The organism is Proteus genomosp. 6, from assembly GCF_040139785.1.
Taxonomy (GTDB): Bacteria; Pseudomonadota; Gammaproteobacteria; order Enterobacterales; family Enterobacteriaceae; genus Proteus.
In genome coordinates this window covers 208,257-234,975 of sequence record NZ_JBEEVJ010000007.1, presented here as the reverse complement: position 1 = coordinate 234,975, position 26,719 = coordinate 208,257, and the positions used below count along the sequence as shown (strand labels likewise).

Here is a 26,719-nt window from a genome sequence, read left to right as displayed (position 1 = left end):
GTGAAGTTCTTAAAATATTTTTTCATCTTCGTTTTTGCTTGCATAATTTTGGGAGCAGCCTCGATATACGGTATGTATAAGTATGTTGAGCCTCAGTTACCCGATGTCGCGACATTAAAAGATGTTCGTTTACAAACCCCTATGCAGGTATTTAGTGCAGACGGAGAGTTGATTGCGCAATACGGCGAGAAACGTCGTTTACCGCTAACATTGGAGGAGATGCCTCCTCAACTTATTAATGCTTTTATCGCAACAGAAGATACGCGTTTTCGTGAACACCACGGTATTGACCCTATTGGGATCTCGCGTGCTGTTGTAGTGGCATTAACATCAGGACAAGCCTCCCAAGGCGCTAGTACCATTACGCAACAATTAGCTCGAAATTTCTTTTTAACGCCTGAAAAGAAATTAATGCGCAAAATAAAAGAAGCCTTTTTGGCGATCCGCATTGAGAAAGAGCTCACTAAAGATGAAATTTTAGCGCTGTATTTAAATAAAATTTATCTGGGTAATCGTGCTTATGGTGTGGGTGCTGCCGCTTATGTTTACTTTGGTAAAAGTGTTCACGATCTGAGCCTTAATGAAATGGCTGTGATTGCTGGCTTACCTAAAGCACCTTCTACACTTAACCCACTTTATTCTTATGATCGTGCCTTAAAACGTCGTAATATCGTTTTACAGCGTATGTATGAAGAGAACTATATCACTCGCGCACAATATGAAAGTGCAAGAGCAGAGCCTATTGTTGCGAAATACCACGCACCTCAAATTGATTTCTCAGCGCCTTATCTAACCGAAATGGTGCGTATGGAGATGTACGAGCGTTATGGTGAAAATGCCTACACTGATGGCTATAAAATTTACACCACTGTGGTTCGTAAAGATCAATTAGCGGCAGAAAAAGCCTTGCGTGATAATGTTATCGACTACGACATGCGTCATGGTTACCGTGGTGCTCAAGAAGTTTTGTGGAGTGAAGGGCAAACACCATGGGATAACGAAGCTATCAACAAGAAATTAAAAGGGATCCAAACTTATGGCCCTTTAATTCCAGCTGTTGTGTTATCTGCTGATGCGAAAGAAGCCAAAGTCATTTTAAAAACGGGCGACAACATTACGCTAGATTTAAAAGCGGTTCGTTGGGCACGTAAATTTATTTCTGACACCTCTCAAGGCGCAACACCAACAAAAGTTGATGCCGTTGTGCATGTTGGTGAGCAAATTTGGGTACGTCAAAATAACGAAAAAAGTTGGGTGCTAGCGCAACTTCCGGGTGTTAATGCGGCATTTGTTGCATTAGATCCTATCAATGGAGGGATTATTGCGCTTGTTGGTGGTTTTGATTTTGAGATCAGTAAATTTAACCGAGTTTCTCAATCTTTACGCCAAGTCGGTTCAAACATTAAACCTTTCTTATATGCTGCTGCATTAGATAAAGGATTGACGTTATCGACACTGCTTAATGATTTACCTATTAGCCGCTGGGATGCTGGTGCAGGAACAGATTGGCGCCCTAAAAACTCACCGCCAACTTATGCCGGCCCTATTCGTTTACGTCAAGGTTTAGGCCAGTCTAAAAACGTGGTGATGGTACGTGCAATGCGCGCGATGGGCGTGGATTATGCTGCTGATTATCTATTACGTTTTGGTTTCCCTAATCAAAATATCGATAGAACAGAATCTTTAGCATTAGGATCACCATCATTTACACCAATGCAAATGGTACGAGGATTTGCTGTTATGGCAAACGGCGGATATCTCATTGAGCCTTACTATATCCAACGTATTGAAAATGCTGATGGTGAAGAGCTGTTTACTGCAAAACCAAAGATAGCTTGCCCGGATTGTACTGATATCCCTGTTATTTACGGCGATACCATGCGTTCTATTGCGTTATCTGATGACTATATGGAAAACGTTGCTCAATCTAATAAATCTCAGCCAGCAGCTGCTACGCCTGAAATTGAATTAGAACAAGCACCGTTAGCTGAAACTGTAAAAGAAAGCCCTTATGCACCACACGTTATCAGCACACCACTGGCTTACTTAATGCATGATGCATTAAGGACAAACCTTGTGGGTGAACCGGGATGGTCTGGTACAGGTTGGCGTGCTGTTCGTGATCTTAAACGCCAAGATATTGGTGGTAAGACCGGAACAACAAACAGTTCTAAAGATGCATGGTTCTCTGGATATGGTGCCAATATTGTTGCCACAGCTTGGATTGGCTTTGATGACAGTAGCCGCAATTTAGGTCGAACTGCCGCGAGTGGTGGTGAAGCGGGTGCTAAAACAGCGCAACCTATTTGGAATGACTTTATGAAAGTGGCTCTGGATGGTGTCCCTGTTAATATGATGCCTGTGCCAAAAGGTGTTGTGGCTGTTCAAATTGATAGAAGAACAGGAAAATTGGCAGGTGATGGCCCTTCAATGAAAGAATATTTTATTGATGGGACTCAACCGACAGAAAGGGCAAAAAATGAAGTAGGAACACAGATTTTTGAGGATAATGGCGAATCTAACGAGTTATTCTAATTAATCGAAAATAAAAACCGGATGTTAAAATCCGGTTTTTTATTATCTATTTATTTTTGTAATAGATAGCGGTGAGCTAAGAAGAGAGCACTGACACTACGAGCTTCTGTAAAATCTGGATGGTCGAGTAAATCCATCATTTTGGCGATAGGCCAACGTATTTGGATTAGTGGCTCAGGCTCATCACCTTCGAGTTGCTCTGGATAAAGGTCATGCGCAATGACAATGTTCATTTTGCTAGAAAAGTAAGATGGCGCCATAGAAAGCTTTGCGAGTTCTATTAATGAGTGGGCACCATAACCAATTTCTTCTTTTAGTTCGCGGTTTGCGGCTTGTAGGGCATTTTCACCAGGATCAATGGCGCCTTTGGGAAAACCAAAGTCGTAATTTTCGATACCTACGGCGTATTCACGAATAAGAATAAGATTGTCATCAATAATAGGAACAATCATAACAGCTTCACGATTAGCGGGTTTCATTCGCTCATAAGTGCGCTTTTCTCCGTTGCTAAACTCCAGATTAACGGATTGGATCTGAAATAATCGAGAACGGGCGATGTTATCAATTTTTAATATATTGGGTTTTTTTAGTTCTTTCATAACAGTCCCTGGCAGAATAGAGATTAACCTGAATTTAACACATTAATGACAAAATAAATCTAACAATTAGATTTAGCTTTTAAAGGAAAATTGAGTACACTCCGCTATCAAATCTAGTTATTTATTGATTTTTTGAGAATATTATTATTTATTGATTCGCTATTTTACCCGAAGATAGCATTGTTAGCGGATATAAACTTGATTATAGATATAAATTATAACGCGACTGCAAAAATATAATCTATTGTATTTAAATAAAAAATAGAACAAAAGAATAGGAATTGCCTTATGTTAGGCAGGGTTTTAAATTTGTTATTGTTACTACGCAGCATCAGTATAAGCATGGGGAAAAAATGAGATTATCAGTCATTATATTGGCTATCTTGATGATAAGCCTATTTATAATGGCCGCCTTTCTATTCTTTAAAAGAAGGCGGCTTGATGGCTCACATCATCTCCCATCTCTCGCTAAACCTACTTATCGCAAGCTCACTTCTGATGACTATGGGCTTATTAGTGATTATTTATCTTATTTTGGTACATCAAACTTCTCTTCTGGCTATTCATTACAAAACTTCCCCGAAATGCCAATTAAAGGCGAAGTCGTTACTACATTAAGAAATATCGTTAATCGCTTTGCAGGTTCTAGTGAAGGATTAAATCATTGGCGTTACTATATTGATGCTGTAGAAATTCATATTCCCCCGCTGCTCGTTCCTTATCTTCAGCAAGAAAACGTTCTTGATGTTGTCTGTACCCCTTCGATCCCCATCGTTGTTGGTGTGAATGGACATTTCTTAAAAGATGAAAAAATTCATTTTTCTGCGCTAAGTTTAAAACAGCTGTCTGAACCGATATTGGCAAATGGTTCATCAACTATCCAAAAGAACGAAGGTGATGCGGCTCACTTATTACAAATCCGAGAAGAAACTAACGAAGAATATCGATTACATAACTCATCTGGTTTTTGGGATGGCTCTTTTATTTGTATAGGGCTTACGTTGTGTCTAACAGCCTTAATGATGCCTCAAGTTTTTCTTCCTTGGATCCTAGCGACTGGTGGTGCTTTTCTTGCTGTTGGTATTTTTCTGATCCACAACCCTTTAATCAAACCACGTAAACAAGAAATCCACTGTTTTAAAGGGCGCTTAAAGCGCTGGGGGCTTTTTGGTAATTTTGATCATGGGCAGGTAAAAAATGTTTCTTTAGGGGGGATTGATCTTGTTTACCCGCCTCATTGGGAGCCTTATATCCAAAACGATATTGATAAGGTGACCTATTTAGAAATGTATCCAAACCATCATGTTGTAAAACAAGGAAATTACCTTTCATTACATGATGAAGAGAAAAATTATCCTTATAAACGATATATTAAAAATATTATTTTCGTTTTTTGGAGTTTGTTTATTATTGGAATGTTGTATCTTTATCAGCCACTTTCTCTTTCTATGAAACTCAGCTTTTCATGGCTTAAAGATACTGAACCTCATTTAGTCACCAACTTTACCGAGTTGGAAACAACCGATTTGCATGTCGGAGATATTATTCAAGCTAAAGGGGTTGGGATGTGCTACATGCCACCTAATTTATCAAGTAAGAATAATAAAACGATTTTTGCACCTTTTGATTGCTCAGGGATTTATTGGAATAACAGTAATCCAATGCCAATGCCTGAATCGAGCACGATAGAAAAAGCTGCCGCTTTATTGCATATGGTTGAAGAGCAATTACACCCTGTTTCTAATAACAGAGTTAACCCAAGTTTAGGCCAAGCGATTACTAAATCTGGGATGAACTTGTTAGATAATTTTGATGGCATTGTGTTGAAAACACAGGATTTATGTCCACGAGAAAATGAATGTATTCGGCTAAAAATGGCGCTAGTTAACTTAAGTAACGTCAATGATTGGACTGCATTAGTTCAACGAGCTGAAAGTGGAAAATTAACCGGAACTAATGTTTTATTGCGTGCAGTGAGTGCTGAGGCCTTGGAAAAGCTTATCGACACCACCACATCTTCTTTTATCTACCGAGAAATAGATAAAGCCGCAATACTGTTAAACAGTCCTCCACCAGGTGGTGTGCTGTTAATCAGTGATGAGAGAAAACAACTTGTTGATTACGCTTCAAGTTCAAATTCGGTATTTGAACCGACCCCGTTAGAACAGTGGCGAGAACTACAACGTTTATCTGATATTTTATTACACACGCCTTTTGATACCGGAGGTGTCATAACAGGCATGGTTATCGATGCAAATGGCACGTTACAGATATTTTTACATAGCCTGCCAGACTCGATGACAATGTTATATTACATCGGTAATACGTTATTATTGTTTCTTGCTATCGGGTTCTTAATATTGAACCTATTTCTTATCATCCGGCGCCGGCGACAAAATAACCAACGCATGAATAAAATCAGTCTCTATTATGAGCACTGTTTTTATCGCCCTCCTCAGTAAGTCCCTTGTTGTGGAAGGCTATGTGTTTACACTATCGCCTTCGTAAAGAAGTTGAAGTTAAGGAGAAAGGGATGAGTCAACCATCACAAGAAAGTGGTGTCCGCTTAGATAAATGGCTTTGGGCCGCTCGTTTTTATAAAACGCGTGCCATTGCTCGCACAATGATTGAAGGTGGTAAAGTCCATTACAACGGTGTGAGAGGCAAGCCAAGTAAAATCGTTGAAGAAGGCGCAGAAATACGCCTACGACAAGGTAATGATGAACGGACGGTAACCATTCTCATGGTAAGTGCACAGCGACAAGGTGCTACACAAGCGCAGACACTCTATTGTGAAACACCAGAGAGTATTGCTAAAAGAGAAAAAATTGCTCTAGCAAGAAAAATGAATGCGTTAACAATGCCTCATCCTGAGCGTCGCCCTGATAAAAAGGAAAGACGCACCTTACTTCGCTTCAAACAGACAAATTTACAAGAATCGGATTAACCGATTCCCTGAAATGAGAGAAAGTTATGTCTAAAAAAGACGCTTTATCACGTTTTTTATTTGAAAAAAACGCGGTACGTGGTGAATTGGTCAATGTGACTGAAACCTATCAATCAATGCTTGAAAATCACCATTATCCTGAGCCAGTTCAATGCCTTTTGGGTGATTTGTTGGTGGCAACGAGTTTGTTAACAGCAACGCTTAAATTTGAAGGAGATATTACAGTTCAAATACAAGGCGATGGTCCAGTACGATTGGCGGTTATTAATGGCAACAATAATCAACAAATGCGTGGTGTTGCGCGTGTAGGTGATGATGTTAAGGCTGGAAGTACATTAAAAGAGATGATCGGTAATGGTTTTATGGTCATCACGGTAACGCCTGAAAAAGGTGAACGTTATCAAGGTATTGTTGCTCTTGATGGTGAAACTATTGAAGCATGTATTGATAACTACTTTAAGCAATCAGAACAGTTACCTACACGCGTATTTATTCGTAGTGGTATGCAAGCGGGCAAACCAGCCGCAGCGGGTATGCTATTACAAGTATTGCCTGCATCAGAAGAGTTCACAGCAGAACATACTGCTGAACATTTTGAATTGCTCACACAGTTAACGCACACAATTAAAGCTGAAGAGCTATTTACGCTAGATACTAAAGAGATCTTACATCGCTTATATCACGAGGAAGATGTCACTCTTTATGATCCTCAACTTGTTGAATTTCATTGCACTTGTTCACGTGAACGCTGTGAAAATACATTAGTAACATTGTCGAAAGAAGATGTAACTCACCTGTTGCAAGAACAGGGAAATATTGATATGGAATGTGAATATTGTGGAACTCATTATATCTTCAATGAGAATGATATTAATAATATCAATAAGTTGAGCGACTCTGAATTGCACTGATTCGATTTAGCAAGTCAGTTTTATCAAAAGGACGCCATTTTGCGTCCTTTTTTATTCAACAATTTTTCTGTAGTTTTGTGCATTAGCTCTCGTTCTTAACATAAAAAAATTATAAATTTTCAAAATATTGATAACAATCGCTGTTAATTACTCGTAACACCTTAATATTATTCGTAGAAAGGTCTATTTATCAGGAGCGAAACTATGAGCGTTAAAGGTCTTACCCCTAAGGATCTCCAGCAGTACGGTATTAAGGACACGAGTGAAATCATTTATAACCCAAGTTATGAACTGTTATTTAATGAAGAAACCAAGCCTGGATTAACAGGTTACGAGCGAGGTACACAAACCTCGTTAGGCGCTATTGCCGTTGATACAGGTATATTTACTGGACGTTCTCCGAAAGATAAATACATTGTTCGTGATGATGTTACTCGTGACACCGTATGGTGGGCTGATCAGGGTAAAGGTAAGAACGATAATAAGCCACTTTCACAAGAAGTGTGGACTGACTTAAAATCATTAGTAACCAATCAGCTATCAGGCAAACGTTTGTTTGTTGTCGATGCATTTTGTGGTGCGAATGCGGATACACGTTTGAAAGTTCGTTTTATCACAGAAGTTGCTTGGCAAGCGCATTTTGTTAAAAATATGTTTATTCGTCCTGAACAAGAAGAGCTGGAGAATTTCACACCAGACTTCATTGTGATGAACGGAGCGAAATGTACAAATCCAAATTGGAAGGCGCAAGGTCTGAATTCAGAAAACTTCGTTGCTTTCAATTTAACTGAACGCATTCAGTTAATTGGTGGTACTTGGTACGGTGGCGAGATGAAGAAAGGTATGTTCTCTATGATGAACTACTTCCTTCCTCTTAAAGGCATAGCTTCTATGCACTGCTCTGCAAACGTTGGCGAAAGTGGTGATGTTGCTATTTTCTTTGGTCTATCAGGCACAGGTAAAACAACCCTTTCAACCGATCCTAAGCGTAAGCTAATTGGTGATGATGAACATGGCTGGGATGATGACGGTGTGTTTAACTTTGAAGGCGGTTGTTATGCGAAAACAATCCACTTATCAAAAGAAGCCGAACCTGATATCTATGGTGCAATTAAACGTGATGCACTGTTAGAAAACGTGGTTGTGTTATCTGATGGCTCTGTTGATTTCGACGATGGTTCGAAAACAGAAAATACTCGTGTTTCTTACCCTATTTATCATATTGATAATATCGTTAAACCCATTTCCAAAGCAGGTCACGCTAAGAAAGTTATTTTCTTAACAGCGGATGCTTTTGGTGTGTTACCTCCTGTTTCACGTTTAACACCAGAACAGACGCAATACCACTTTTTATCAGGTTTCACCGCTAAACTTGCGGGAACTGAACGTGGTGTGACTGAGCCAACGCCAACATTCTCGGCTTGTTTTGGTGCGGCATTCTTATCTCTGCACCCAACACAATACGCTGAAGTATTGGTAAAACGTATGCAAGCATCAGGTGCTAAAGCCTACTTGGTTAATACAGGTTGGAACGGTACAGGTAAGCGTATCTCTATTAAAGATACACGCGCTATTATTGATGCCATCTTAAATGGTGATATTGATAAAGCACCAATGAAAACACTGCCAGTATTTGATTTAGAGATCCCAACCGCACTGCCAGGCGTTAACAGTGAAATATTAGATCCTCGTGATACTTATGCTGATAAAACGCAATGGGATACCAAAGCAGACGATCTTGCCGATCGCTTTGTGAAAAACTTTGATAAATATACGGACACCCCAGCGGGTCAAGCGTTGACTAAAGTTGGGCCAAAACGTTAATTTTTATTAGCATGAATAAAAACACCAAACTCATAGGATGTTTGGTGTTTTTTATTTGAGATCTTTGAGATAAAAAAAATCCCTGAAATGCGAGAAGATTTCAGGGAATAGAAAGAAAATAAAGTGAAATTGTTTATTAGAGAAAAAGTGACTTTAGAGGGTGATAACCCAACTATGCTGTTACTGGAGGTAAATCAAACAGTAAAATTTCACTGTCCTCATCACCAACGAAACGGATCATATCTTCATTTGCGATAGCCACACCATCACTGGTGGTCGCAATTATGTCATTAATCGTTATTTTGCCTTTCACAACTTGTAGCCAAACATTGCGTCCTGTTTCAGCTTGATATTGTGCTTCTTCACCTTTTTTCAGGTTCCAGCGCCATAACGTCATATCTTGAAAGACTTTTAAAGAGCTATCACGGGCATCTGGTGATAAGATAAGCTGTTTGCTCACTGTTGTATCAAAACGACGTTGATCGTAACGTGGTGTGATACCGACGGTGTTTGGCATAATCCAAATTTGGTAAAAATGCAGTCCTTTATCACTATTTGGATTATATTCTGAGTGAGTAATACCTGTACCTGCACTCATTATTTGAAACTCACCTGCGGGAACATTTTCTTTATTACCCATGCTGTCTTTATGCTCGATATTACCTTCAAGCACATAGGTTAAAATTTCCATGTCTTTATGTGGGTGAGTACCAAAACCTTCACCGGGTATTACGCGATCTTCATTAATCACTCGTAGTGCAGAAAATCCCATAAAATCACGATCGTAGTAATTTGCGAAAGAGAAGGTATGCCAGCTATCTAGCCAACCATGATTAGCGTGTCCTCTTTCATTTGCTTTGCGTAGATAAATCATAATGTGTTTCCTTCTCTGAAGTTGTTGAACACAGTTTACTCAATAGCGCAAAGTAAAAAAGCGGAGGAATTTAACCTGAAGATCCAAATAATTTGAATAAGAGAAAACAAAAACATCGAATAAGTTCTAGAAAAGAAAAAGCCAGCACCCGGCTGGCTAAAATAAAACACTGGAAGCAATGTGAGCAATGTCGTTCTTTCATATGACCCTGAAGGTGGTGCATCTGAAAGTGTTATTGATGATAATAGTTCTCAGTATCATTTGTAAAGCCCTTTTTTTAAGCAAATTAGAAAAAAGCGCTAAAAAAGTTTTAACTCACTGATTAAAGAGTTGTTTTATTTTAATAATTTTTTAAAACAGTAATATAACCAAATAGTTAACAATATTCTTTATGGGGTCATTTATAGGAAAAAGAAGAGAAAATGTGGCATAGAACCAGAGGAAAGGAAGGGATATAAGGTATTTTTAATCTCTACCGAGAAATACAAGAAGAAAAAGCCATCACTGATTGATGATGGCTGGCTTTTATTATGTGTAATTTATCAGTTTGTTGATTTTGGTGCTGAAATAAGGCTCTGCGCACAGGCATAAGCCGAACTCCACGCCCATTGGAAGTTATATCCACCTAACCAACCTGTGACATCAACCACTTCCCCAATAAAATAGAGTCCTTTTACTTTTGTGGCTTCCATTGTTTTAGAGGAAAGGGCACGGGTATCTACGCCACCTAGTGTGACTTCTGCGGTGCGATATCCCTCAGTACCATTAGGCTGAACTTGCCATTCTTGTAATAACGTTGCAATTTGCGTAATACGTTCATTACTAAGTTGGGTCAGGGAAACATCAGGTAACTGTTTATTTTCTATCATTATTTCAATAAAACGCTTTGGTAATAAGCGAGAAAGTGTATTTTTTAATAATTGATTCGGATGCTCTTGACGTTTTTCTTGGAGAAGGCTTTCAAGATCAATGCTTGGAAGTAAGTTAATACTTACATACTCTCCAGCTTGCCAATAACTAGAAATTTGTAAAATCGCGGGACCTGAAAGACCACGGTGTGTAAAAAGAATATTTTCTTTAAAGCTTGTCCCATTTTTTGCCGTCACAATGGCAGGTACAGCTACACCAGATAGTTGGCTTAATTGCTCAAGTTGGGGTTTATGCAGAGTAAAAGGCACTAAACCTGCGCGAGTGGGTAAAACAGAAAGCCCAAATTGTTCTGCAACTTTATAGCCAAAAGGAGTAGCTCCTAAACCAGGCATAGAAAGACCACCGCTGGCAATGACCACCGAAGGTGTTGTGATCGTTTTTCCATCAACAAAAATAGTAAAGCCCACATCCGTTTTCTCGATTTGCGTGACTTCACTACGTAAGCGAACACTTACTTTCCCTTTTTGACATTCAGTGAGTAATAAATCAACAATTTGCTGTGCTGAATCATCACAAAATAGCTGTCCTAGCGTTTTTTCATGGTAGGCAATGTTATGTTTTTGCACTAATTCAATAAAATCCCATTGTGTATAGCGAGCAAGTGCTGACTTACAGAAATGAGGATTCTCTGATAAGTACGCTGAAGGTTCGATATACATATTGGTGAAATTACAACGCCCACCACCTGACATTAGAATTTTACGGCCCGCTTTTTTGCCATTATCGAGGACTAAAACAGATAATCCTGCTTGTCCTACTAAAGACGCACAAAAAAGCCCCGCGGCACCTGCACCTATAATTACTGTATCGTATGATCCCACAATGATGTCTCGTTCTTGGTTTTCTCTGACAACTTAATCAATGATTTTCGCGTAAGATCAGAGTATTTTTGTAAAATTATATGGAGAAATCTGCATTTTTCACCTAAATTCTTATTAGCAAGGAAAAAAATTGTCAGAAATTTACTTTTTTTTTATTTTTATTAATTAAATGATATATAAGGAATTATCTTAAAAAGGTTCTAATTTTCTTGGTTATCAAATCAAAAAAAGGTTAAATTTCGCTTCCACCGTTCGCATTTGTCGCTGATAATGCGCCGCGTTCATGTCCAACTAACTGGCTTAACGTCTATGCTACATTTGTTTACTGACCTAGAATTTCACACAGGTTTGATGTTGGTTTTAGCACTGTTATTTGTGCTATTTTATGAAGCTATTAACGGCTTCCATGATACCGCAAATGCGGTAGCAACTGTTATCTATACTCGTGCTATGCGTGCGCAATTTGCGGTCGTGATGGCGGGTGTATTTAACTTCCTTGGAGTTTTGCTCGGTGGATTGAGCGTAGCTTATGCTATCGTTCACTTGTTACCGACAGATCTTCTGCTGAATGTGAGCTCAGCTCATGGCCTTGCCATGGTCTTCTCGTTGCTGTTAGCCGCCATTATCTGGAACTTAGGTACATGGTATTTCGGTATTCCAGCATCAAGTTCACATACGCTGATAGGTGCTATCATTGGTATTGGTTTAACAAATGCTATCGTGACAGATTCGTCTATCGTTGACGCATTAAACATACCAAAAATGATCAGTATCTTTCTATCACTCATTCTTTCACCAATTATCGGCTTGGTTATTGCAGGCGCGATGATTTTCTTACTGCGCCGTTACTGGAGTGGTACGAAAAAACGTCGTCGTATTCACCTGACACCTGCTGAACGTGAGAAGCAAGATGGTAAGCGTAAGCCGCCATTTTGGACTCGTACTGCACTGATTTTATCTGCAGTTGGGGTGAGTTTCTCTCATGGTGCAAATGATGGGCAGAAAGGTATCGGTCTTATCATGTTGGTATTAATTGGCGTGGCGCCTGCGGGCTTTGTCGTCAATATGAGTGCGAGCGGATACGATATCACCAAAACTCATGATGCAGTTGTGCACTTACAACAATATTATGAGAAACATCAGCCAGCACTACAGCATGCTATTGATAATACACCAGTAGTACCAGTACAAGCTGATGCTAGTGATACAGATTTCCATTGTAATAGCGCAAGAACGCCAATTGTTCTGAATCAAACAGAACAGATGCTTGCAAATATTAGCTCTTATGATGAGCTAACTGCAGACCAACGTGCTCAAATGCGTCGATTACTTATGTGTATCGCTGATACCGCAACAGAAGTGGCTAAATTACCAGAAACTAGCGCCCAAGATGCACGGTTCTTAAAAACATTGAGTCGTGACCTGCTAAACACTGTAGAATATGCTCCGATTTGGATCATTATCGCAGTGGCATTAGCGCTCTCTATCGGGACAATGGTAGGTTGGAAACGCGTTGCAGTAACGATTGGTGAGAAGATTGGTAAGAAAGGTATGACTTATGCTCAAGGGGTTTCTGCGCAAGTAACAGCAGCGGTATCCATTGGTGTAGCAAGTTATACGGGTATGCCTGTATCAACAACACAAGTTCTGTCATCTGCAGTTGCAGGTACGATGATTGTTGATGGTGGTGGTGTTCAATCGAAGACGGTGAAAAATATTGCACTGGCTTGGATCTTAACATTACCAGTTAGCATTGGTTTATCAGGTTTACTTTATTGGATATCACTTACATTTATTGTGAATAGCTGATAACAATAATTACCTAAGTTTGTTTATAAACGGTGACTTTTAGTCACCGTTTTTTATTTTTGTCACTTACCAAAAAAGCATGGCAATTAAACTTGCGACAGCCAAAATACAAAAACGGCTAACAAGATAAAATTGCCGATAAATCCGCTCACAACGCATAATGACTTCAGGATTATGATGACTGACGTATTGGCGTTGGTTGATATAGCGAATTAGTCTTAGTTGTTTTGAAAATTGTCCGTGCATAGTAAAAAATCCATTGCCATCCACAGATTGGTAGAGCAAAGGATCAGATTGGCGCAATATCGTGAGCAATACCCGAATAGATGAAAAATAACGCATCATATTAATCAGGCAAAGAATACATAGCGCCCAAAAGACAACAATGACATTAAACATAATCCCCTCCCTAGAATAATAGATTCTGAGATGAGAAAACCTTTACCAATAAAGGTTACTTTTTTCTCTAATTTAAGTTTAGGTGAAATTAAGCAATAAACAAAAGTGACTTTTTCAAGTTGTTTCCTTTTTCAGAAAAAAAGATAAAAAATAACTCTAAAAGGGTGTTTTTGTTGTTTTTTATACTCAATTCTCATTATTATGATGATATTGTCGGTGAATGACATCGTGCTAATGTAAAATGGTGTATATTGTTATTTATCGATAGATGCTTTCTTGATGAATTTGACATAAGTTGTGATCAAGGCGACATCTAATTTTCATCTTAAAACGTTATATTTAATACATAGGATTTAGGCTTAACAGCCTTTCCAACCGATTAATCAGCTTATGGAAGGAGTTCACGATGGCTTATAAGCATATTCTAGTGGCAGTTGATTTATCCCCTGAGAGTAACGTCTTAGTACAGAAAGCTGTATCTATGGCAAAACCCTATAATGCCAAAGTTTCCTTAATTCACGTTGATGTTAACTACTCTGATCTTTATACCGGTCTAATTGATGTCAACCTCGGTGATATGCAGCAACGTATTACTGATGAAACCCGTAACGCGTTAAAAGACCTCTCTGATAAATCAGGTTATGAAATTCAGGAAACCCTGAGTGGTAGTGGTGATTTAGGCCAAGTTCTGGTTGATGCGATTAAGAAATACGATATGGATTTAGTCGTTTGTGGTCATCACCAAGACTTCTGGAGCAAATTGATGTCATCAGCACGCCAACTAATTAATACTGTGCATGTTGATATGCTAATTGTTCCTCTGAAAGATGATGAATAATAATCGATTGCTTGTTTAAGCAAAAAAAATGCCTGCTTATGCAGGTATTTTTTTTGCCTAAAATTCCTATTTTTCCTGCTTTTAAACCGAGTCAACCTTTTTTTTTTGTCTAATTATGAAAAAAATGTCTTGAAGTGTGAATGTATTTTAATGATATATTCAAGAAGCAAAACAACATCAACCTCACAAAACCCAAAAATATTCCGAATAAATGAGGTTATGCCAACATCACATTACACAAAAAAGGAATAGCTGAATGAATATATCTGGCTCATTATCTTCGTTTTTAGAAGGGGTAGAAAAATATAACGCTCATCAACCTGAGTATCATCAGGCGGTTCGTGAAGTTTTTACCACTTTGTGGCCTTTTTTAGAGAAAAACCCACAATATCGTGAACAATCATTACTTGAGCGCTTAGTTGAGCCTGAACGTATTATCCAGTTTCGCGTCTGTTGGTTAGATGATAAAGGGCAAGTGCAAGTTAACCGTGCATGGCGTATCCAATTTAACTCAGCCATTGGACCTTACAAAGGTGGTATGCGTTTTCATCCATCAGTAAATCTTTCTATCCTAAAATTCTTAGGTTTTGAGCAAACATTTAAAAATGCATTAACTACATTGCCGATGGGAGGAGCCAAAGGCGGTTCCGATTTTAATCCTAAAGGTAAAAGTCATGGGGAAGTCATGCGTTTTTGTCAGGCACTGATGACGGAACTCTATCGCCATTTAGGCGCTAATACGGATGTTCCTGCTGGTGACATTGGTGTGGGTGCACGAGAAGTCGGCTTTATGGCAGGCATGATGAAAAAGCTGTCTAATAGCAATGAATGTGTATTTACAGGTAAAGGTCTTTCATTTGGTGGCAGTTTAATCCGCCCAGAAGCTACTGGGTATGGTTTAGTTTACTTTACTAATGCGATGCTTAAACGTCATGGTATGTCTCTTGAGGGAATGCGTGTAGCGGTTTCTGGCGCGGGTAACGTTGCACAGTTCACTATCGAAAAATGTTTAGAGTTAGGCGCTAAAGTAATAACAGCATCGGATTCAGGTGGTACTGTGGTTGATGAAGCTGGATTTACTACTGAAAAACTCGCTCGACTCACTGAAATTAAAAATAATTATGGTCGTGTTGAAGAGTACGCAAAAGAATTTGGCTTAACGTATCTTGAAGGGCAACAACCTTGGGCTGTTCCTGTTGATATTGCTTTGCCTTGTGCAACACAAAATGAGTTAGATTTGGAAGCGGCTAAAATACTTATCAAAAATGGTGTGAAAGCCGTTGCTGAAGGCGCGAATATGCCAACAACGATTGCTGCAACGGATGCCTTTACTGAAGCGGGAGTCCTGTTTGCGCCAGGTAAAGCTGCTAATGCTGGTGGTGTTGCAACCTCTGGTTTAGAGATGGCACAGAATGCGGCACGTTTAAGCTGGAAAGCAGAGAAAGTGGATGCTCGCTTACATCACATTATGTTAGATATTCACCATGCTTGCGTGAATTACGGTGGTGAAGGTAAGCAAACTAATTATATCCAAGGCGCGAACATCGCAGGCTTTGTTAAAGTCGCTGATGCAATGCTGGCACAAGGCGTTCTGTAAATTTTATCTATTCTGAACGGGTGTTTAACACCCGTCAGATTTAAAATTTATTTATTTTTTCCTAATGTGTAAGTGATTACACACAAGGATAAATATCAAAACGGTGATTTTTTGTAGTTACATTGGCGTGTGCGGGCTGATTATTCAATGGTTCTGCATAATCAGGGCGTTTTACCACAACCCTTTTTTTAGCTAACGTCATTGCTGGTTCTAATAGTGCATCTGCATCTTCATCGGCACCTACTAAAGACTGAAATACTCGCATCTCTTTTTTCACTAATGCGCTTTTTGCTTTATGTGGATACATAGGATCAAGATAAACTACATCGGGTGCTGGTGTGATTTCTGTCAGTGCTTGAGCTGAAGAGGCGTGGATCAGTGTCATACGTTCTTGCATCCATTCACCAATATCAGGATCAAGATAAGCTCGTTTTAAGCCGTCTTCAAGCAACGCCGCGACAACAGGGTGGCGTTCAACCATTCTCACCTTACAACCAATAGAGGCCAATACAAACGCATCACGACCAAGTCCCGCTGTTGCATCAACTACATCAGGTAGGTAGTCTTTTTTAATGCCGACTGCTTTTGCCACAGCTTCACCTCGACCACCGCCAAATTTACGACGGTGCGCCATGGTGCCTTCCACAAAATCGACATAAATACCACCCAATTTAGGTTCATCTTGTTTGCGTAATTCAAGGTGAGTAGGTGTTAACACTAATGCCATAATTTGCGTTTCATCGTGAACTAAGCCCCAACGTTGCGCTAAATCAGATAAGGCGCTGTTATCAGCGCCTTCTTCACAAAGTAAACAGATATTCACATATCATCCTTTAATGCCGTAGCCTTTGAGCATAGCATCAAGTTTCGGCTCACGACCACGGAAGCGTTTGAACAGCTCCATTGGCTCTTCTGAACCACCACGAGTTAAAATATTATCAAGGAATGATTGACCCGTTTCGCGGTTAAAAATGCCTTCTTCAGAGAAGCGAGAGAATGCATCTGCTGCCAGTACATCAGCCCATAAATAGCTGTAATAACCTGCTGCATATCCACCTGCAAAAATATGGCTAAAGGCGTGAGGAAAACGCGCCCAAGGTGTAGAAGGAACCACGGAAACTTTCTCTTTCACACTGTTTAAGATTTCCATAATACGCGCTCCTTTCGATGGATCATATTCAGCGTGTAAACGGAAATCAAACAGACCAAATTCCAGTTGACGTAACACAAACATCGCTGACTGATAATTTTTTGCTTTAAGCATATTATCAAGCATTGCCTGTGGTAATGGTTCACCAGTTTCATAATGACCCGAAATAAAGGCCAACGCTTCTGGCTCCCAACACCAATTTTCCATAAATTGGCTTGGTAATTCAACAGCATCCCAAGGCACGCCATTAATGCCTGCAACATCTGCCGTATCAATCTGAGTTAACATGTGATGTAAGCCGTGACCAAACTCATGGAATAGAGTGGTTACTTCATTATGAGTAAACAGTGCTGGTTTATCGCCTACTGGCTTATTGAAGTTACAAGTGAGGTAAGCAACGGGGTTTTGTAGTGAACCGTCAGCATGACGCATTCTTCCTACGCAATCATCCATCCAAGCGCCACCACGTTTGTGCTCGCGTGCATATAAATCAAGATAGAAGCTACCACGTAAAGTGTTGCTTTCATCATAAAGCTCAAAGAAACGGACGTCGTCATGCCAAGTTTCGATGTCGTTACGTTCTTTGGCTGTTAAACCATAGATACGATGAACGACTTCAAATAAACCACTTAAAGCACGTTGTTCAGGGAAATAAGGGCGTAACTGTTCATCATCGATTGAGAATAGGTGTTGTTTTTGCTTTTCGCTGTAATAAGCCAGATCCCACGATTCGAGTTTATCAACACCATAGTGTTCTTTTGCAAATTGAGTGAGTTCTGCTAATTCTTCTTCACCTTGTGGATGAGCGCGTTGGGCTAAATCAGTTAAGAAGCTAATTACTTGCTCAGGAGACTCTGCCATTTTAGTAGCAAGGGATTTTTCAGCATAATTTTTAAAGCCTAGCAGTTGAGCGAGTTCATGACGTAACGCTAAGATTTCCGCCATAATTTCACTGTTATCCCACTGACCAGCATTTGGACCTTGATCAGAGGCGCGAGTACTATAAGCAATGCTCATCTCTTTTCGCAGTTCACGGTTATCTGCGTAAGTCATAACTGGTAGATAGCTTGGCATATCAAGTGTTAACAGATAGCCTTCTTGCTCTTTAGCTTGTGCAATCGCTTTGGCTGCATCAATTGCACTTTGTGGCATACCAGATAGATCGTCTACATTGGTAATTAATTTAGACCAACCCATTGTGGCATCTAATACGTTATTGCCGTATTTCGCACCTAATTCTGACATACGCGCACTAATTTCACCAAAACGCTGTTGTTTCTCTTTTGGTAAACCGATACCTGATAATTCAAAATCACGCAGTGCATTTTCAACCGCTTTTTTCTGAGGTTGAGTTAATGTGTTGAAATCTGCACTTTCTTTAATGGATTTATAAGCTTGATATAAACCTTCGTGTTGCCCCATCCAAGTACTAAATTCAGACAATAGCGGTAAGCTTTGTTCATAGGCTTCACGCAGTTCTGCACTATTTTTAACTGAGTTTAAATGGCTAACAGGAGACCAAACTCGAGACAGTTTATCGCCAGCTTCTGCTAACGGTTGGCAAAGGTTATCCCAGTTAAATTGAGTATTATCAGCCAATAATTTTTCAACTGTTTCACGGTAAGTTGCTAAGACTTCTTTAAGGGCGGGAATAACGTGTTCTGGTTTGATAAGGGAAAATGCAGGTAATCCCGTTGTGCTAAGTAATGGATTTGACATAAAAAACATCCTGTATTTAGGTTTGCAGTGGCGTAAAACACACCACTGAGTTTATTCGTTATAGAGAGTAAGATGAGGATGAAACCGCATAAGTTCAATAGTATCGCGGTAATTATCCGAGGTTTTACTCAAAAATGGGATTATTTTATTTGAAAGAGCTTTTATTGATTTGATGCACTTGGGATTAAAAATAATTCAGCGTATAATCATCCCGTTATTTCCTTTTGACCCATTCAAAAATGGAAGATCATCGTCCCCGGTGGGGCGGCTGGACTTCAAATCCAGATGGGGCCGCCAGCGGTCCTTGGCAGGTTCGACTCCTGTGATCTTCCGCCACTTTGTATTAACTGATCTTCCAATAAAACCTCTTTTTATTCTCTTATCATATTGTTTTTCAGCAAAATAGTACGTTTGTTATCTATTGGCTGATGCCCTTATTTTTTTATTAAACATGGTATATTGTTGTTCACAGTTTATTCATAACGTATAGAGAGTGGGGATAATTTGATGAGCAAAAATCTTCCTGAAGCGCCACAGGGCGAATTTGTTTTGTTCCGCAGTGAAGATGGTCAGACTCACGTCGAATGCCGCTTTGAGTCGGATACGCTGTGGTTATCTCAGGCTGAAATTGCCAATCTTTATCAGGTAACACCTCAGGCAATAACTCAACATATTAAAGCTGTCTACGAAGAAGGCGAGCTTGTACAAAATTCAACTTGTAAGTCTTTCTTACAAGTTCGACAAGAAGGCAATCGGCAGGTTAATCGCAATACGCTGCATTACAACCTTTCAATGATCCTTGCTATTGGTTACCGCGTCCGTTCAGTTCGCGGTACTCAGTTCCGCCAATGGGCAACGCAAACGCTGGAGCAGTATCTGATCAAAGGGTTTGTGATGGATGATGAACGGCTAAAGAACCCGCCTATCGGTCAGTCTGTTGTGCCAGATTACTTTGATGAGATACTCGAACGTATCCGTGATATTCGTGCCAGTGAGCGACGAGTTTATCTACGGGTGAAAGAGATATTCACCATGGCAGCAGACTACGAACCTTCAAATAAAGAAACCAATCGATTCTTCCAAACCATCCAAAACAAATTGCATTTTGCCTGTACGGGAATGACTGCCGCAGAGCTTATTGCCAGCCGTGCAGATGCGAGTCAGCCAGATATGGGATTAACCAGCTATAAATTTGATGAAGTACGTAAAACGGATGTAACGATTGCGAAGAACTATCTGCGTGAAAATGAACTTAAAGAATTAAACCGTATTGTCAATATGTGGCTCGATTTTGCTGAAGACCAAGCACTGCGCCGTAAGCAAGTTTTCTTACAGGATTGGGATACCAAGCTGGATCAGTTTTTAAGTTTCAACGACCGTGAAGTATTACAAGGCGCAGGTGAAATAAGTAAAAAAGCCGCTGATGAAAAAGCTAAAGAAGTATTTGATATTTTTGCCCAAAAACGTCGTCGATTAAAAGAAATCGAAGGGGCAAGAGCGAATATTGCGGCACTGAAAGATTTGCTAAAAAGAGGTAAATAAAAAAGCAGTCATTCTATTAATTTTTATATTAACTAAATTGTCAGGATCAGTTTTATGGCAGAAGATGAGGTAGCGAATATTGAAGGCGAATTATTTACTGACGGTTCATAACAACGAAAAGTATATTAAGAACCAGCCAGTATTAGTCGATCTTTGCAGGTTTTAGTCGGAGTAATTTTCTAACTAGAAATCAGTCTTAGAAAAACCAGTCATACTATCTAGCCCCATTTCTCTGCCTAATGCTGTCATTGGATGGACAATGATCAAGCCTCGTACGGCTTTCTTCAGCTTGCCAATATCAGCTTGTTCTTTCTTAGTAATGGGGCGTTTGAATGGCATATCTTCTAATTTCTGCGCTTCTTTACTTAGTTTATTGCTACGTACTTCTTTCAAACGAACGATTTCAGTTTCCAGTTCTACTTTTTCTTTCTCAAACTCTGCGTATTTTTCTGCTTCGTCTGTCAGCGAGATATTTGCCATTTTGTGACGAATAAGATCTAAACGGTCGCTAAGGAGTTTGATTTTTGCTTTTTCGATTTCTTTCATTATTAATTAACCGTGAACAAATTTCTTGTTGGCAAGTATACACCATTCTGCATAGGAGCATGAAAAGGGGGACGAATTAAAGCAGACATCACATTCATTATTTTTTCTTGTTCAGCATCGATTTTAAATCAGCAAACGGATTATAAGTGGCTGCGCCTACATCGTCTTGTGCATCTTCACCCGCGACAACGGTTGTACCGTATTGGTCTGCTTCTGTATATTTCGAGTGTTCATGATCATGGCAAAACAGACACAATAACTCCCAGTTACTGCCATCTTCTGGGTTATTGGTATGGTCGTGATCAATATGATGAACGGTTAATTCACGTAGATTGGAATAAACGAACTCACGAGCGCAACGCCCACATACCCACGGATAGATTTTCAGCGCTTTTTCACGGTAGCCACTTTCCAACCGTGCATAGTTTTTAGGGATCAGTGCCATTGTTATTACCTGTTATAAGAGAAAGTTTGACGATAGTTTTTCCAATATACTCTGAATGCACTCATTGGTTCAAATCTCACAAGGCCTATTTCCTCCAATAACCCATCACACTCACAATCTGATGCACTCTTGGAAATTACAGGTATAATTTCAAAAATTATTTAGCAGATTTAGGCATAAAAATGGCAAAACTTACCTTACAAGAACAAATGTTAAAAGCAGGGCTTGTGACCAGTAAAAAAATGGCGAAAGTTCAAAGAACGGCGAAAAAATCACGCGTTCAGGCACGAGAAGCAAGAGAAGCCGTGGAAGAAAATAAAAAAGCCCAACTTGAGCGCGATAAACTGCTTAGTGAGCAACAAAAACAAGCAACTTTATCTAAAGAGTATAAAGCGCAAGTTAAGCAACTTATTGAGATGAATAGAATTACGCCAGCAACAGGCGATATTGATTTTAACTTCACTGACAATAATGTGATTAAAAATATCGTAGTGGATAAACTGACACAATCTCAATTGATTAATGGACGTCTCGCCATTGCTCGTCTGGATAGTGCAGATAAAACTGAATATGCGATTATTCCAGCAAGTGTTGCGGATAAAATTACACAAAGAGATGTGGACTGTATCTTGTTAAATAACGCACTTAGCGAAACAGAACAAGATGAAGACGATCCTTATGCTGATTTTAAAATCCCAGATGATTTGATGTGGTAATAAGCAAAGTAGCTTATTACCTCAAAGACATAGTCTGTATAAGCATTGTGCTTTATACTGCATCTGGAAATTTTTGTAGATAAACGATTAAGTAGGCGATAATGGCAATGAACGGAATAATCACAAAGTGGTTTGAAGATAAAGGTTTTGGATTTATTAAAGATGAAAACGGTGATAACCGTTATTTTCATGTGATTAAAGTTGCCAACCCTGCTTTGATAAAAACAGATGCAAATGTCACGTTTGAACCAACCACAAATACTAAAGGTCTATCTGCTTACGCGGTGAAAGTGATCCCAGACAGCAAATATGTCTATATTGCAGGTGAGCGAGTTAAACTGACATCCATTAAATCATTTCGAATTTATAGTGAAGATGTGCCCGCAGATACGCATATCAATAAAGAAAACACCATACTTTCTGTCGGTACTTTAATGAATAGCATCAGACCAAAATCAGCGGATGACGCCAATAATATGCGCACGTTGAGAAAGCTTGCGATCACCACAATGCACGGAACAGAAATAGTTTTTACTGAAGATGAACTTGATATCGATGAAACAGTAAAAGCACTTAAACTGTAAATATCGATATTTAAAACGGGCTCTCGCAGCGCGCTTTTATGGGTGCTTGGCTAATGGGATGAACAAAATGAAGTTCACTCGCATGAAGCATAAGTCGCGGAGTCCGTTCAGTTCCTTCTATTCCTTCAATTAAATCTCCGTCGCACCCACCATATAAATCACAACCTAAAATAGGATGCCCTATAAACTGGCTGTGAATACGAAGTTGATGAGTTCTCCCTGTTTCAGGCATAAATTGTACTCGCGTTAAAGGCAATAACGTTCCATCTTCTAACGTATGATAAAAACGTTCAATAACGTGGTAGCGAGAGCGCGCGGGTTTGCCATTAATGGGGCTAATCGACATACGTGGGAACAGAGCCGTATCTTTTGCAATCGGCGCATCGATTATTCCTTCATTATCATCTAAATGCCCGCACAGTAGCGCTGTATACTTTGGTTACACTGCGCTGGCTAAATTGCTGACACAAAAGAGCATTGATTGTTTTATTGCGTGCCACAACCATCAATCCAGATGTACCAAAATCAAGTCGATGAACAAGCGTACAACCCGGAAATAGCTTCACTAATCGATAGTGTACTGAGTCGATGTTTTCTGGATTCTTTCCTGACAGACTGAGTAGCCCTGTTGGCTTATTGATAAGCACTAAGTGCTCGTCTTGATAAAGGATCTCGATTTCATCATGGCAAGGTGGGGCAATAAAAGTATCGATAATCGTAGACATCAGCTTATCCGCAGAAAAAGAAGGAAATGGATGATAGCGAATTTTAGGTTAACAGGCGAATGTAGAGATATACTCTTAGTAATTTGAATACGACGAGTATAAACGTTAATCCCTGAGGACAACCGATGAACAATGACATTCATTTTAAATATTATGACATGGTAGAAGAGTATGCGATGGAATCGATAGAGCCTGTTGCTGAGGCTGAAGCAGATGCGCTGGCTCTCTACTTCCAGTTACTACTTACACGATTAATGAATAACGAAGAAATTAGCGAAAACGCACAGCAAGAGATGGCAAAAGAAGCGGGTATTGATAAAAAACGCATTGATGATATCGCCATGTTTCTTAATCGCTGGGGTAACGAATAATACGTATTGGGCTCATTAAAAAATGGGCTCAATATTATCCTAATTCACAAAATGTCACTCTGATCCTACATAACTGTATGATTTAACGTATACTCGTTATGCACTTTATTTCACATAAACTCGTAAAAAATAACCGAACTGCTTTTTTGATGTTTGCTGTTTTCATTAGATATTTTAGATTAATTTATTGGGTGAGATATGCTGGATTTTTTAAAAAATTATGACAATTTGACGATCAGCGAAAAGAAAGTATTAAAATATCTCACCGATAATATTGCGGATATTCCGTATTTAAATATTAATGATTTAGTCGCCAAAACCTTTGTATCAAAAACGGTTATCATTAATTTATCGCAAAAATTAGGATTTAGTGGATTTAAAGAGCTTAAATTCCAAATTAATAATTATATTTTGACGAAAAATAAAGTCGAAAAAACGAATGCGGCATCTTATAAAAAACAATTAGAAAAAAATATTCATAAAACATTTACCTTAATTAATGAAGAACAAATTCAGGAGTGTGCAAAAACCTTACGCCATTCTAGGAATATTTTTATTGTTGCAAGAGGTACAAGCAAAGCCGTAGGGTATTACCTTGAACACCTATTGTTTGCATTAGGTCTGCATTGCTTTTTTATTAATGATTACAACTTATCTGATTCGTTTACACGTCTTGTTAATGAAGATGACACGGTTATCTTTATCTCTCTTTCTGGTGGCACTAAGAAAATCATCGAGACAGCAAAAATCGTGCAGCTAAAAGATGCTAACATCATTAGTATGACAGCATTTAATACCAATGAATTAACCACTTATGCAACTCATGCTCTATTTTGTTTTGCTGATAATCATGATACTAAAAAAGATGATACCAAATCACGAATTGGATTTTTTATGCTGGTGGATTTACTGATTAATGAGTTAGAAAATCTACTTTAAAAAGGGATAATAGAGCTTATATGATTTATTAAATACTATTTTTAATTATTAAAGCGTGAATAATATTAATATATCTTGTTAGATTAATCGTTATTTATTCTAAAATAGCTTTTCTTTTCAATCTTACTTCTCAACCCTAAAATAAATATTATTTAATAGAATAAAAGGATTTATTCATTGTTCTTTATTACATCGATAATTAACAAAAAGACCTAAGTCATAAAATATGACCTGAGATAATATTTAAAACCAGCGCGTCATTCATTTCCTATAATCCCTAAGATAGAGTACCTCTGTAATTCTTTTATATTCGAGAAGTCATAAGGAAAAAAATATGGCCAGGAAAAAGTTCAGCGAATCTATTCAGCGCTTTGGTAGAACCCTACTTCTACCTATCGGCGTATTGGCACCAATCGGTATGATATTGGGGATCAGTGGTGCTTTAGTTCAGTCTTATATGATTGCACGCTTTCCTTTCTTAGGAAATGAAACCGTCAACGCATTGTTAGTGAGTATCCGTTCTATTGCGGGCGTTGTGTTTGACAATATCCCTCTCTTATTTGCAATGGGTGTGGCATATGGTATGAGCCACAAAGATAAGGGGATAGCGGTCTTTGCCTCTGTTGTCGGCTATTTAACCTTGATAAGTACTATCAATATCTGGCTGGTATTGACAGGAAAATTGGCTGATCCTGCGATTATGACGCAAGTGGGGCAAATCAAGGTGCTTGGTATCCAAACCATGAATATCAGTGCAGCAGGGGGGATTATCACGGGATTAATCGCCGCATGGGCAACGGATAAATTCTATAACCTGGAATTACCAACTGCATTTGCTTTCTTCTCAGGGAAAAAATCTGTCGCCATTATTATGGTCGGATTGATGATAGGCGTAGGCGCATTATTGCCATTTATTTGGGAAGTATTAGTCATGGGCTTAACTAAGCTCTCGGCTGTCTTCTTAAGCCCTGTCGGGCCTTTCTTTACCGCGGGTGGTGAACGTCTATTTATTCCATTTGGTTTACACCATGTTTGGAACGTTCTGTTTAGATTTACCGAAGCGGGTGGCTCTTATGTTATTGAAGGTCAAACCTATGTGGGTGTTGTGCCAGCAATGACCGAAGTATTGTTTAATCAAGGGCCAAGTAGTGAATATTGGGCAATGATGCCAAGCCTAACGCGCTTTATGGCTCAACAACAAATGTTGGTTACGTTGTTCCTATTCCCTGCGATTGCATTAGCAATTTATAAAACCTCGAAGAAAGAAAATCGCGCTGAAGTTAAATCGATGCTGGTGACGATGGTCTTAACGGCAATGTTAGGTAACGTTACTGAGCCACTTGAATTTACTTTCGTCTTTATCGCGCCGTTACTCTACTTAATTTACGCGATTATCGTCGGTATTGGCGCTGTTCTGCTCTCTTTTGCGGGAGTTGCGATTGGTTATATTCGAGGCACAGTCTTTGATTTCACCATCTTTGGTTTACTGTACGAACATACTAACTGGATCTTCTTAGTGTTGATTGGTAGCGCACTGGCTGTTGTGACCTACTTTATTTTCTACTGGGCTATCGTCAAATTTGATATCAAAACACCAGGTAGAGAAGAATCAAGCAATATGAAAAATACGTTAATCAAAGAAAAACGTTATGGCGAAATTGCAGAAATTCTTATTCAAGCGTTAGGTGGCAAACAAAATATTCGTAATGTTGATAACTGTATTACACGATTACGTATCGATATTAATGAAGTTAATCAAATAGATAAAGAGTTAATGTTAGAGTCTGGCTGTACAGCATTCTTCTTTCCGGCAGCAAACCATGTCCATGTCGTTTATGGCCCTAAAGTCGAATTTGTTCGCAATGCTGTTGATGAAGCAATGAAGAAATAAAAGGATA

General features: G+C 39.1%; 22 protein-coding genes, 1 tRNA gene and 1 pseudogene. 15 read left to right on the top strand and 9 right to left on the bottom strand.

All coding sequences use genetic code 11. The annotated features are described in order from the left end of the window. Window positions 1-2,535, top strand: coding sequence for a peptidoglycan glycosyltransferase/peptidoglycan DD-transpeptidase MrcA (mrcA, locus tag ABN212_RS11305; protein ID WP_109374166.1), 2,535 nt, complete (start codon window positions 1-3; stop codon window positions 2,533-2,535). Window positions 2,536-2,585: 50 nt separating this feature from the next. Here mrcA and nudE read toward each other — a convergent pair whose 3' ends face one another. Beyond that, a complete protein-coding gene (nudE, locus tag ABN212_RS11300; protein ID WP_349443234.1) occupies window positions 2,586-3,134 on the bottom strand; it encodes an ADP compounds hydrolase NudE in 549 nt (182 codons plus the stop codon). Window positions 3,135-3,487: 353 nt separating this feature from the next. On the opposite strand from nudE, the gene umoB reads away from it, so the two are divergent. The 4 genes from umoB (at window position 3,488) to pckA (ending at window position 8,816) form a co-directional block, all read left to right on the top strand. After that, window positions 3,488-5,596, top strand: coding sequence for a flagellar biogenesis regulator UmoB (gene umoB, locus ABN212_RS11295; RefSeq protein ID WP_109374168.1), 2,109 nt, complete (start codon window positions 3,488-3,490; stop codon window positions 5,594-5,596). 71 nt (window positions 5,597-5,667) lie between these two features. After that, on the top strand, window positions 5,668-6,081 hold the full coding sequence (gene hslR, locus ABN212_RS11290; protein WP_100158535.1) for a ribosome-associated heat shock protein Hsp15: 414 nt from the start codon (window positions 5,668-5,670) through the stop codon (window positions 6,079-6,081). A 26-nt stretch (window positions 6,082-6,107) separates the two neighbouring features. After that, on the top strand, window positions 6,108-6,992 hold the full coding sequence (gene hslO, locus ABN212_RS11285; RefSeq protein WP_198620157.1) for an Hsp33 family molecular chaperone HslO: 885 nt from the start codon (window positions 6,108-6,110) through the stop codon (window positions 6,990-6,992). 204 nt (window positions 6,993-7,196) lie between these two features. Next, window positions 7,197-8,816 (top strand): phosphoenolpyruvate carboxykinase (ATP), encoded by a 1,620-nt coding sequence (gene pckA, locus ABN212_RS11280; protein WP_198620156.1) that lies wholly within the window; start codon window positions 7,197-7,199, stop codon window positions 8,814-8,816. Window positions 8,817-8,988: 172 nt separating this feature from the next. On the opposite strand, the gene ABN212_RS11275 is transcribed toward pckA, so the two are convergent. Further along, window positions 8,989-9,690 (bottom strand): pirin family protein, encoded by a 702-nt coding sequence (locus ABN212_RS11275; protein ID WP_349443233.1) that lies wholly within the window; start codon window positions 9,688-9,690, stop codon window positions 8,989-8,991. 542 nt (window positions 9,691-10,232) lie between these two features. Beyond that, on the bottom strand, window positions 10,233-11,441 hold the full coding sequence (locus tag ABN212_RS11270) for an NAD(P)/FAD-dependent oxidoreductase (RefSeq protein ID WP_349443232.1): 1,209 nt from the start codon (window positions 11,439-11,441) through the stop codon (window positions 10,233-10,235). Window positions 11,442-11,750: 309 nt separating this feature from the next. Between ABN212_RS11270 and pitA the strand changes: the two genes are divergently transcribed. Then, on the top strand, window positions 11,751-13,250 hold the full coding sequence (gene pitA, locus ABN212_RS11265) for an inorganic phosphate transporter PitA (protein ID WP_198620170.1): 1,500 nt from the start codon (window positions 11,751-11,753) through the stop codon (window positions 13,248-13,250). Between the two features lie 66 nt (window positions 13,251-13,316). On the opposite strand, the gene uspB is transcribed toward pitA, so the two are convergent. Next, the gene (gene uspB / locus ABN212_RS11260; RefSeq protein ID WP_160230819.1) at window positions 13,317-13,649 is read right to left on the bottom strand and encodes a universal stress protein UspB; all 333 of its coding nucleotides are present in this window, start codon (window positions 13,647-13,649) and stop codon (window positions 13,317-13,319) included. A gap of 406 nt (window positions 13,650-14,055) precedes the next feature. Between uspB and uspA the strand changes: the two genes are divergently transcribed. Further along, window positions 14,056-14,487 (top strand): universal stress protein UspA, encoded by a 432-nt coding sequence (gene uspA, locus ABN212_RS11255; RefSeq protein ID WP_023583131.1) that lies wholly within the window; start codon window positions 14,056-14,058, stop codon window positions 14,485-14,487. A gap of 256 nt (window positions 14,488-14,743) precedes the next feature. Beyond that, window positions 14,744-16,084, top strand: a complete 1,341-nt coding sequence (gene gdhA / locus ABN212_RS11250; protein ID WP_196533884.1) for an NADP-specific glutamate dehydrogenase — start codon at window positions 14,744-14,746, stop codon at window positions 16,082-16,084. Window positions 16,085-16,160: 76 nt separating this feature from the next. Here gdhA and rsmJ read toward each other — a convergent pair whose 3' ends face one another. Together rsmJ and prlC are read right to left on the bottom strand one after the other, a co-directional pair. Further along, window positions 16,161-16,907, bottom strand: a complete 747-nt coding sequence (gene rsmJ / locus ABN212_RS11245; RefSeq protein WP_198626259.1) for a 16S rRNA (guanine(1516)-N(2))-methyltransferase RsmJ — start codon at window positions 16,905-16,907, stop codon at window positions 16,161-16,163. 3 nt (window positions 16,908-16,910) lie between these two features. Beyond that, the gene (prlC, locus tag ABN212_RS11240) at window positions 16,911-18,953 is read right to left on the bottom strand and encodes an oligopeptidase A (RefSeq protein ID WP_198620152.1); all 2,043 of its coding nucleotides are present in this window, start codon (window positions 18,951-18,953) and stop codon (window positions 16,911-16,913) included. A 241-nt stretch (window positions 18,954-19,194) separates the two neighbouring features. Between prlC and ABN212_RS11235 the strand changes: the two genes are divergently transcribed. Beyond that, window positions 19,195-19,289 (top strand) — tRNA-Sec (locus tag ABN212_RS11235). A 171-nt stretch (window positions 19,290-19,460) separates the two neighbouring features. Further along, window positions 19,461-20,495, top strand: coding sequence for a virulence RhuM family protein (locus ABN212_RS11230; protein ID WP_349443231.1), 1,035 nt, complete (start codon window positions 19,461-19,463; stop codon window positions 20,493-20,495). A 183-nt stretch (window positions 20,496-20,678) separates the two neighbouring features. On the opposite strand, the gene ABN212_RS11225 is transcribed toward ABN212_RS11230, so the two are convergent. Together ABN212_RS11225 and yajD are read right to left on the bottom strand one after the other, a co-directional pair. Further along, window positions 20,679-21,041: a YibL family ribosome-associated protein gene (locus tag ABN212_RS11225; protein ID WP_198620146.1), complete on the bottom strand. Its 363-nt coding sequence runs from the start codon at window positions 21,039-21,041 to the stop codon at window positions 20,679-20,681. A 97-nt stretch (window positions 21,042-21,138) separates the two neighbouring features. After that, the gene (gene yajD, locus ABN212_RS11220) at window positions 21,139-21,486 is read right to left on the bottom strand and encodes an HNH nuclease YajD (RefSeq protein WP_006534437.1); all 348 of its coding nucleotides are present in this window, start codon (window positions 21,484-21,486) and stop codon (window positions 21,139-21,141) included. 182 nt (window positions 21,487-21,668) lie between these two features. On the opposite strand from yajD, the gene ABN212_RS11215 reads away from it, so the two are divergent. Both ABN212_RS11215 and ABN212_RS11210 read left to right on the top strand, forming a co-directional pair. Next, complete coding sequence (locus ABN212_RS11215; protein ID WP_198626260.1) at window positions 21,669-22,202, top strand: DUF2058 domain-containing protein; 534 nt, start codon at window positions 21,669-21,671, stop codon at window positions 22,200-22,202. Window positions 22,203-22,303: 101 nt separating this feature from the next. Continuing rightward, complete coding sequence (locus tag ABN212_RS11210; protein ID WP_349443230.1) at window positions 22,304-22,786, top strand: cold-shock protein; 483 nt, start codon at window positions 22,304-22,306, stop codon at window positions 22,784-22,786. A 10-nt stretch (window positions 22,787-22,796) separates the two neighbouring features. On the opposite strand, the pseudogene ABN212_RS11205 reads toward ABN212_RS11210, so the two are convergent. Next, window positions 22,797-23,511: pseudogene (locus tag ABN212_RS11205) on the bottom strand (RluA family pseudouridine synthase). Window positions 23,512-23,636: 125 nt separating this feature from the next. Between ABN212_RS11205 and ABN212_RS11200 the strand changes: the two are divergent. The 3 genes from ABN212_RS11200 to ABN212_RS11190 all read left to right on the top strand — a co-directional run bounded on the left by ABN212_RS11200 (window position 23,637) and on the right by ABN212_RS11190 (window position 26,712). Beyond that, complete coding sequence (locus ABN212_RS11200; protein WP_198620143.1) at window positions 23,637-23,882, top strand: DUF2543 family protein; 246 nt, start codon at window positions 23,637-23,639, stop codon at window positions 23,880-23,882. Between the two features lie 198 nt (window positions 23,883-24,080). Then, entirely contained in the window at window positions 24,081-24,821 is a 741-nt protein-coding gene (locus ABN212_RS11195) for a MurR/RpiR family transcriptional regulator (protein ID WP_109374182.1), read from the top strand. A 334-nt stretch (window positions 24,822-25,155) separates the two neighbouring features. Beyond that, window positions 25,156-26,712, top strand: a complete 1,557-nt coding sequence (locus ABN212_RS11190) for a PTS transporter subunit EIIC (RefSeq protein WP_109374183.1) — start codon at window positions 25,156-25,158, stop codon at window positions 26,710-26,712. Window positions 26,713-26,719 lie beyond the last annotated feature (7 nt).

What these genes read in the sequence shown, in the direction of transcription:
- nudE (WP_349443234.1), bottom strand. Translation starts at nt 3,134, where the DNA reads ATGAAAGAACTAAAAAAACCCAATATATTAAAAATTGATAACATCGCC.
- umoB (WP_109374168.1), top strand. Translation starts at nt 3,488, where the DNA reads ATGAGATTATCAGTCATTATATTGGCTATCTTGATGATAAGCCTATTT.
- hslR (WP_100158535.1), top strand. Translation starts at nt 5,668, where the DNA reads ATGAGTCAACCATCACAAGAAAGTGGTGTCCGCTTAGATAAATGGCTT.
- hslO (WP_198620157.1), top strand. Translation starts at nt 6,108, where the DNA reads ATGTCTAAAAAAGACGCTTTATCACGTTTTTTATTTGAAAAAAACGCG.
- pckA (WP_198620156.1), top strand. Translation starts at nt 7,197, where the DNA reads ATGAGCGTTAAAGGTCTTACCCCTAAGGATCTCCAGCAGTACGGTATT.
- ABN212_RS11275 (WP_349443233.1), bottom strand. Translation starts at nt 9,690, where the DNA reads ATGATTTATCTACGCAAAGCAAATGAAAGAGGACACGCTAATCATGGT.
- pitA (WP_198620170.1), top strand. Translation starts at nt 11,751, where the DNA reads ATGCTACATTTGTTTACTGACCTAGAATTTCACACAGGTTTGATGTTG.
- uspB (WP_160230819.1), bottom strand. Translation starts at nt 13,649, where the DNA reads ATGTTTAATGTCATTGTTGTCTTTTGGGCGCTATGTATTCTTTGCCTG.
- uspA (WP_023583131.1), top strand. Translation starts at nt 14,056, where the DNA reads ATGGCTTATAAGCATATTCTAGTGGCAGTTGATTTATCCCCTGAGAGT.
- gdhA (WP_196533884.1), top strand. Translation starts at nt 14,744, where the DNA reads ATGAATATATCTGGCTCATTATCTTCGTTTTTAGAAGGGGTAGAAAAA.
- prlC (WP_198620152.1), bottom strand. Translation starts at nt 18,953, where the DNA reads ATGTCAAATCCATTACTTAGCACAACGGGATTACCTGCATTTTCCCTT.
- ABN212_RS11230 (WP_349443231.1), top strand. Translation starts at nt 19,461, where the DNA reads ATGAGCAAAAATCTTCCTGAAGCGCCACAGGGCGAATTTGTTTTGTTC.
- ABN212_RS11225 (WP_198620146.1), bottom strand. Translation starts at nt 21,041, where the DNA reads ATGAAAGAAATCGAAAAAGCAAAAATCAAACTCCTTAGCGACCGTTTA.
- yajD (WP_006534437.1), bottom strand. Translation starts at nt 21,486, where the DNA reads ATGGCACTGATCCCTAAAAACTATGCACGGTTGGAAAGTGGCTACCGT.
- ABN212_RS11215 (WP_198626260.1), top strand. Translation starts at nt 21,669, where the DNA reads ATGGCAAAACTTACCTTACAAGAACAAATGTTAAAAGCAGGGCTTGTG.
- ABN212_RS11210 (WP_349443230.1), top strand. Translation starts at nt 22,304, where the DNA reads ATGGCAATGAACGGAATAATCACAAAGTGGTTTGAAGATAAAGGTTTT.
- ABN212_RS11200 (WP_198620143.1), top strand. Translation starts at nt 23,637, where the DNA reads ATGAACAATGACATTCATTTTAAATATTATGACATGGTAGAAGAGTAT.
- ABN212_RS11195 (WP_109374182.1), top strand. Translation starts at nt 24,081, where the DNA reads ATGCTGGATTTTTTAAAAAATTATGACAATTTGACGATCAGCGAAAAG.
- ABN212_RS11190 (WP_109374183.1), top strand. Translation starts at nt 25,156, where the DNA reads ATGGCCAGGAAAAAGTTCAGCGAATCTATTCAGCGCTTTGGTAGAACC.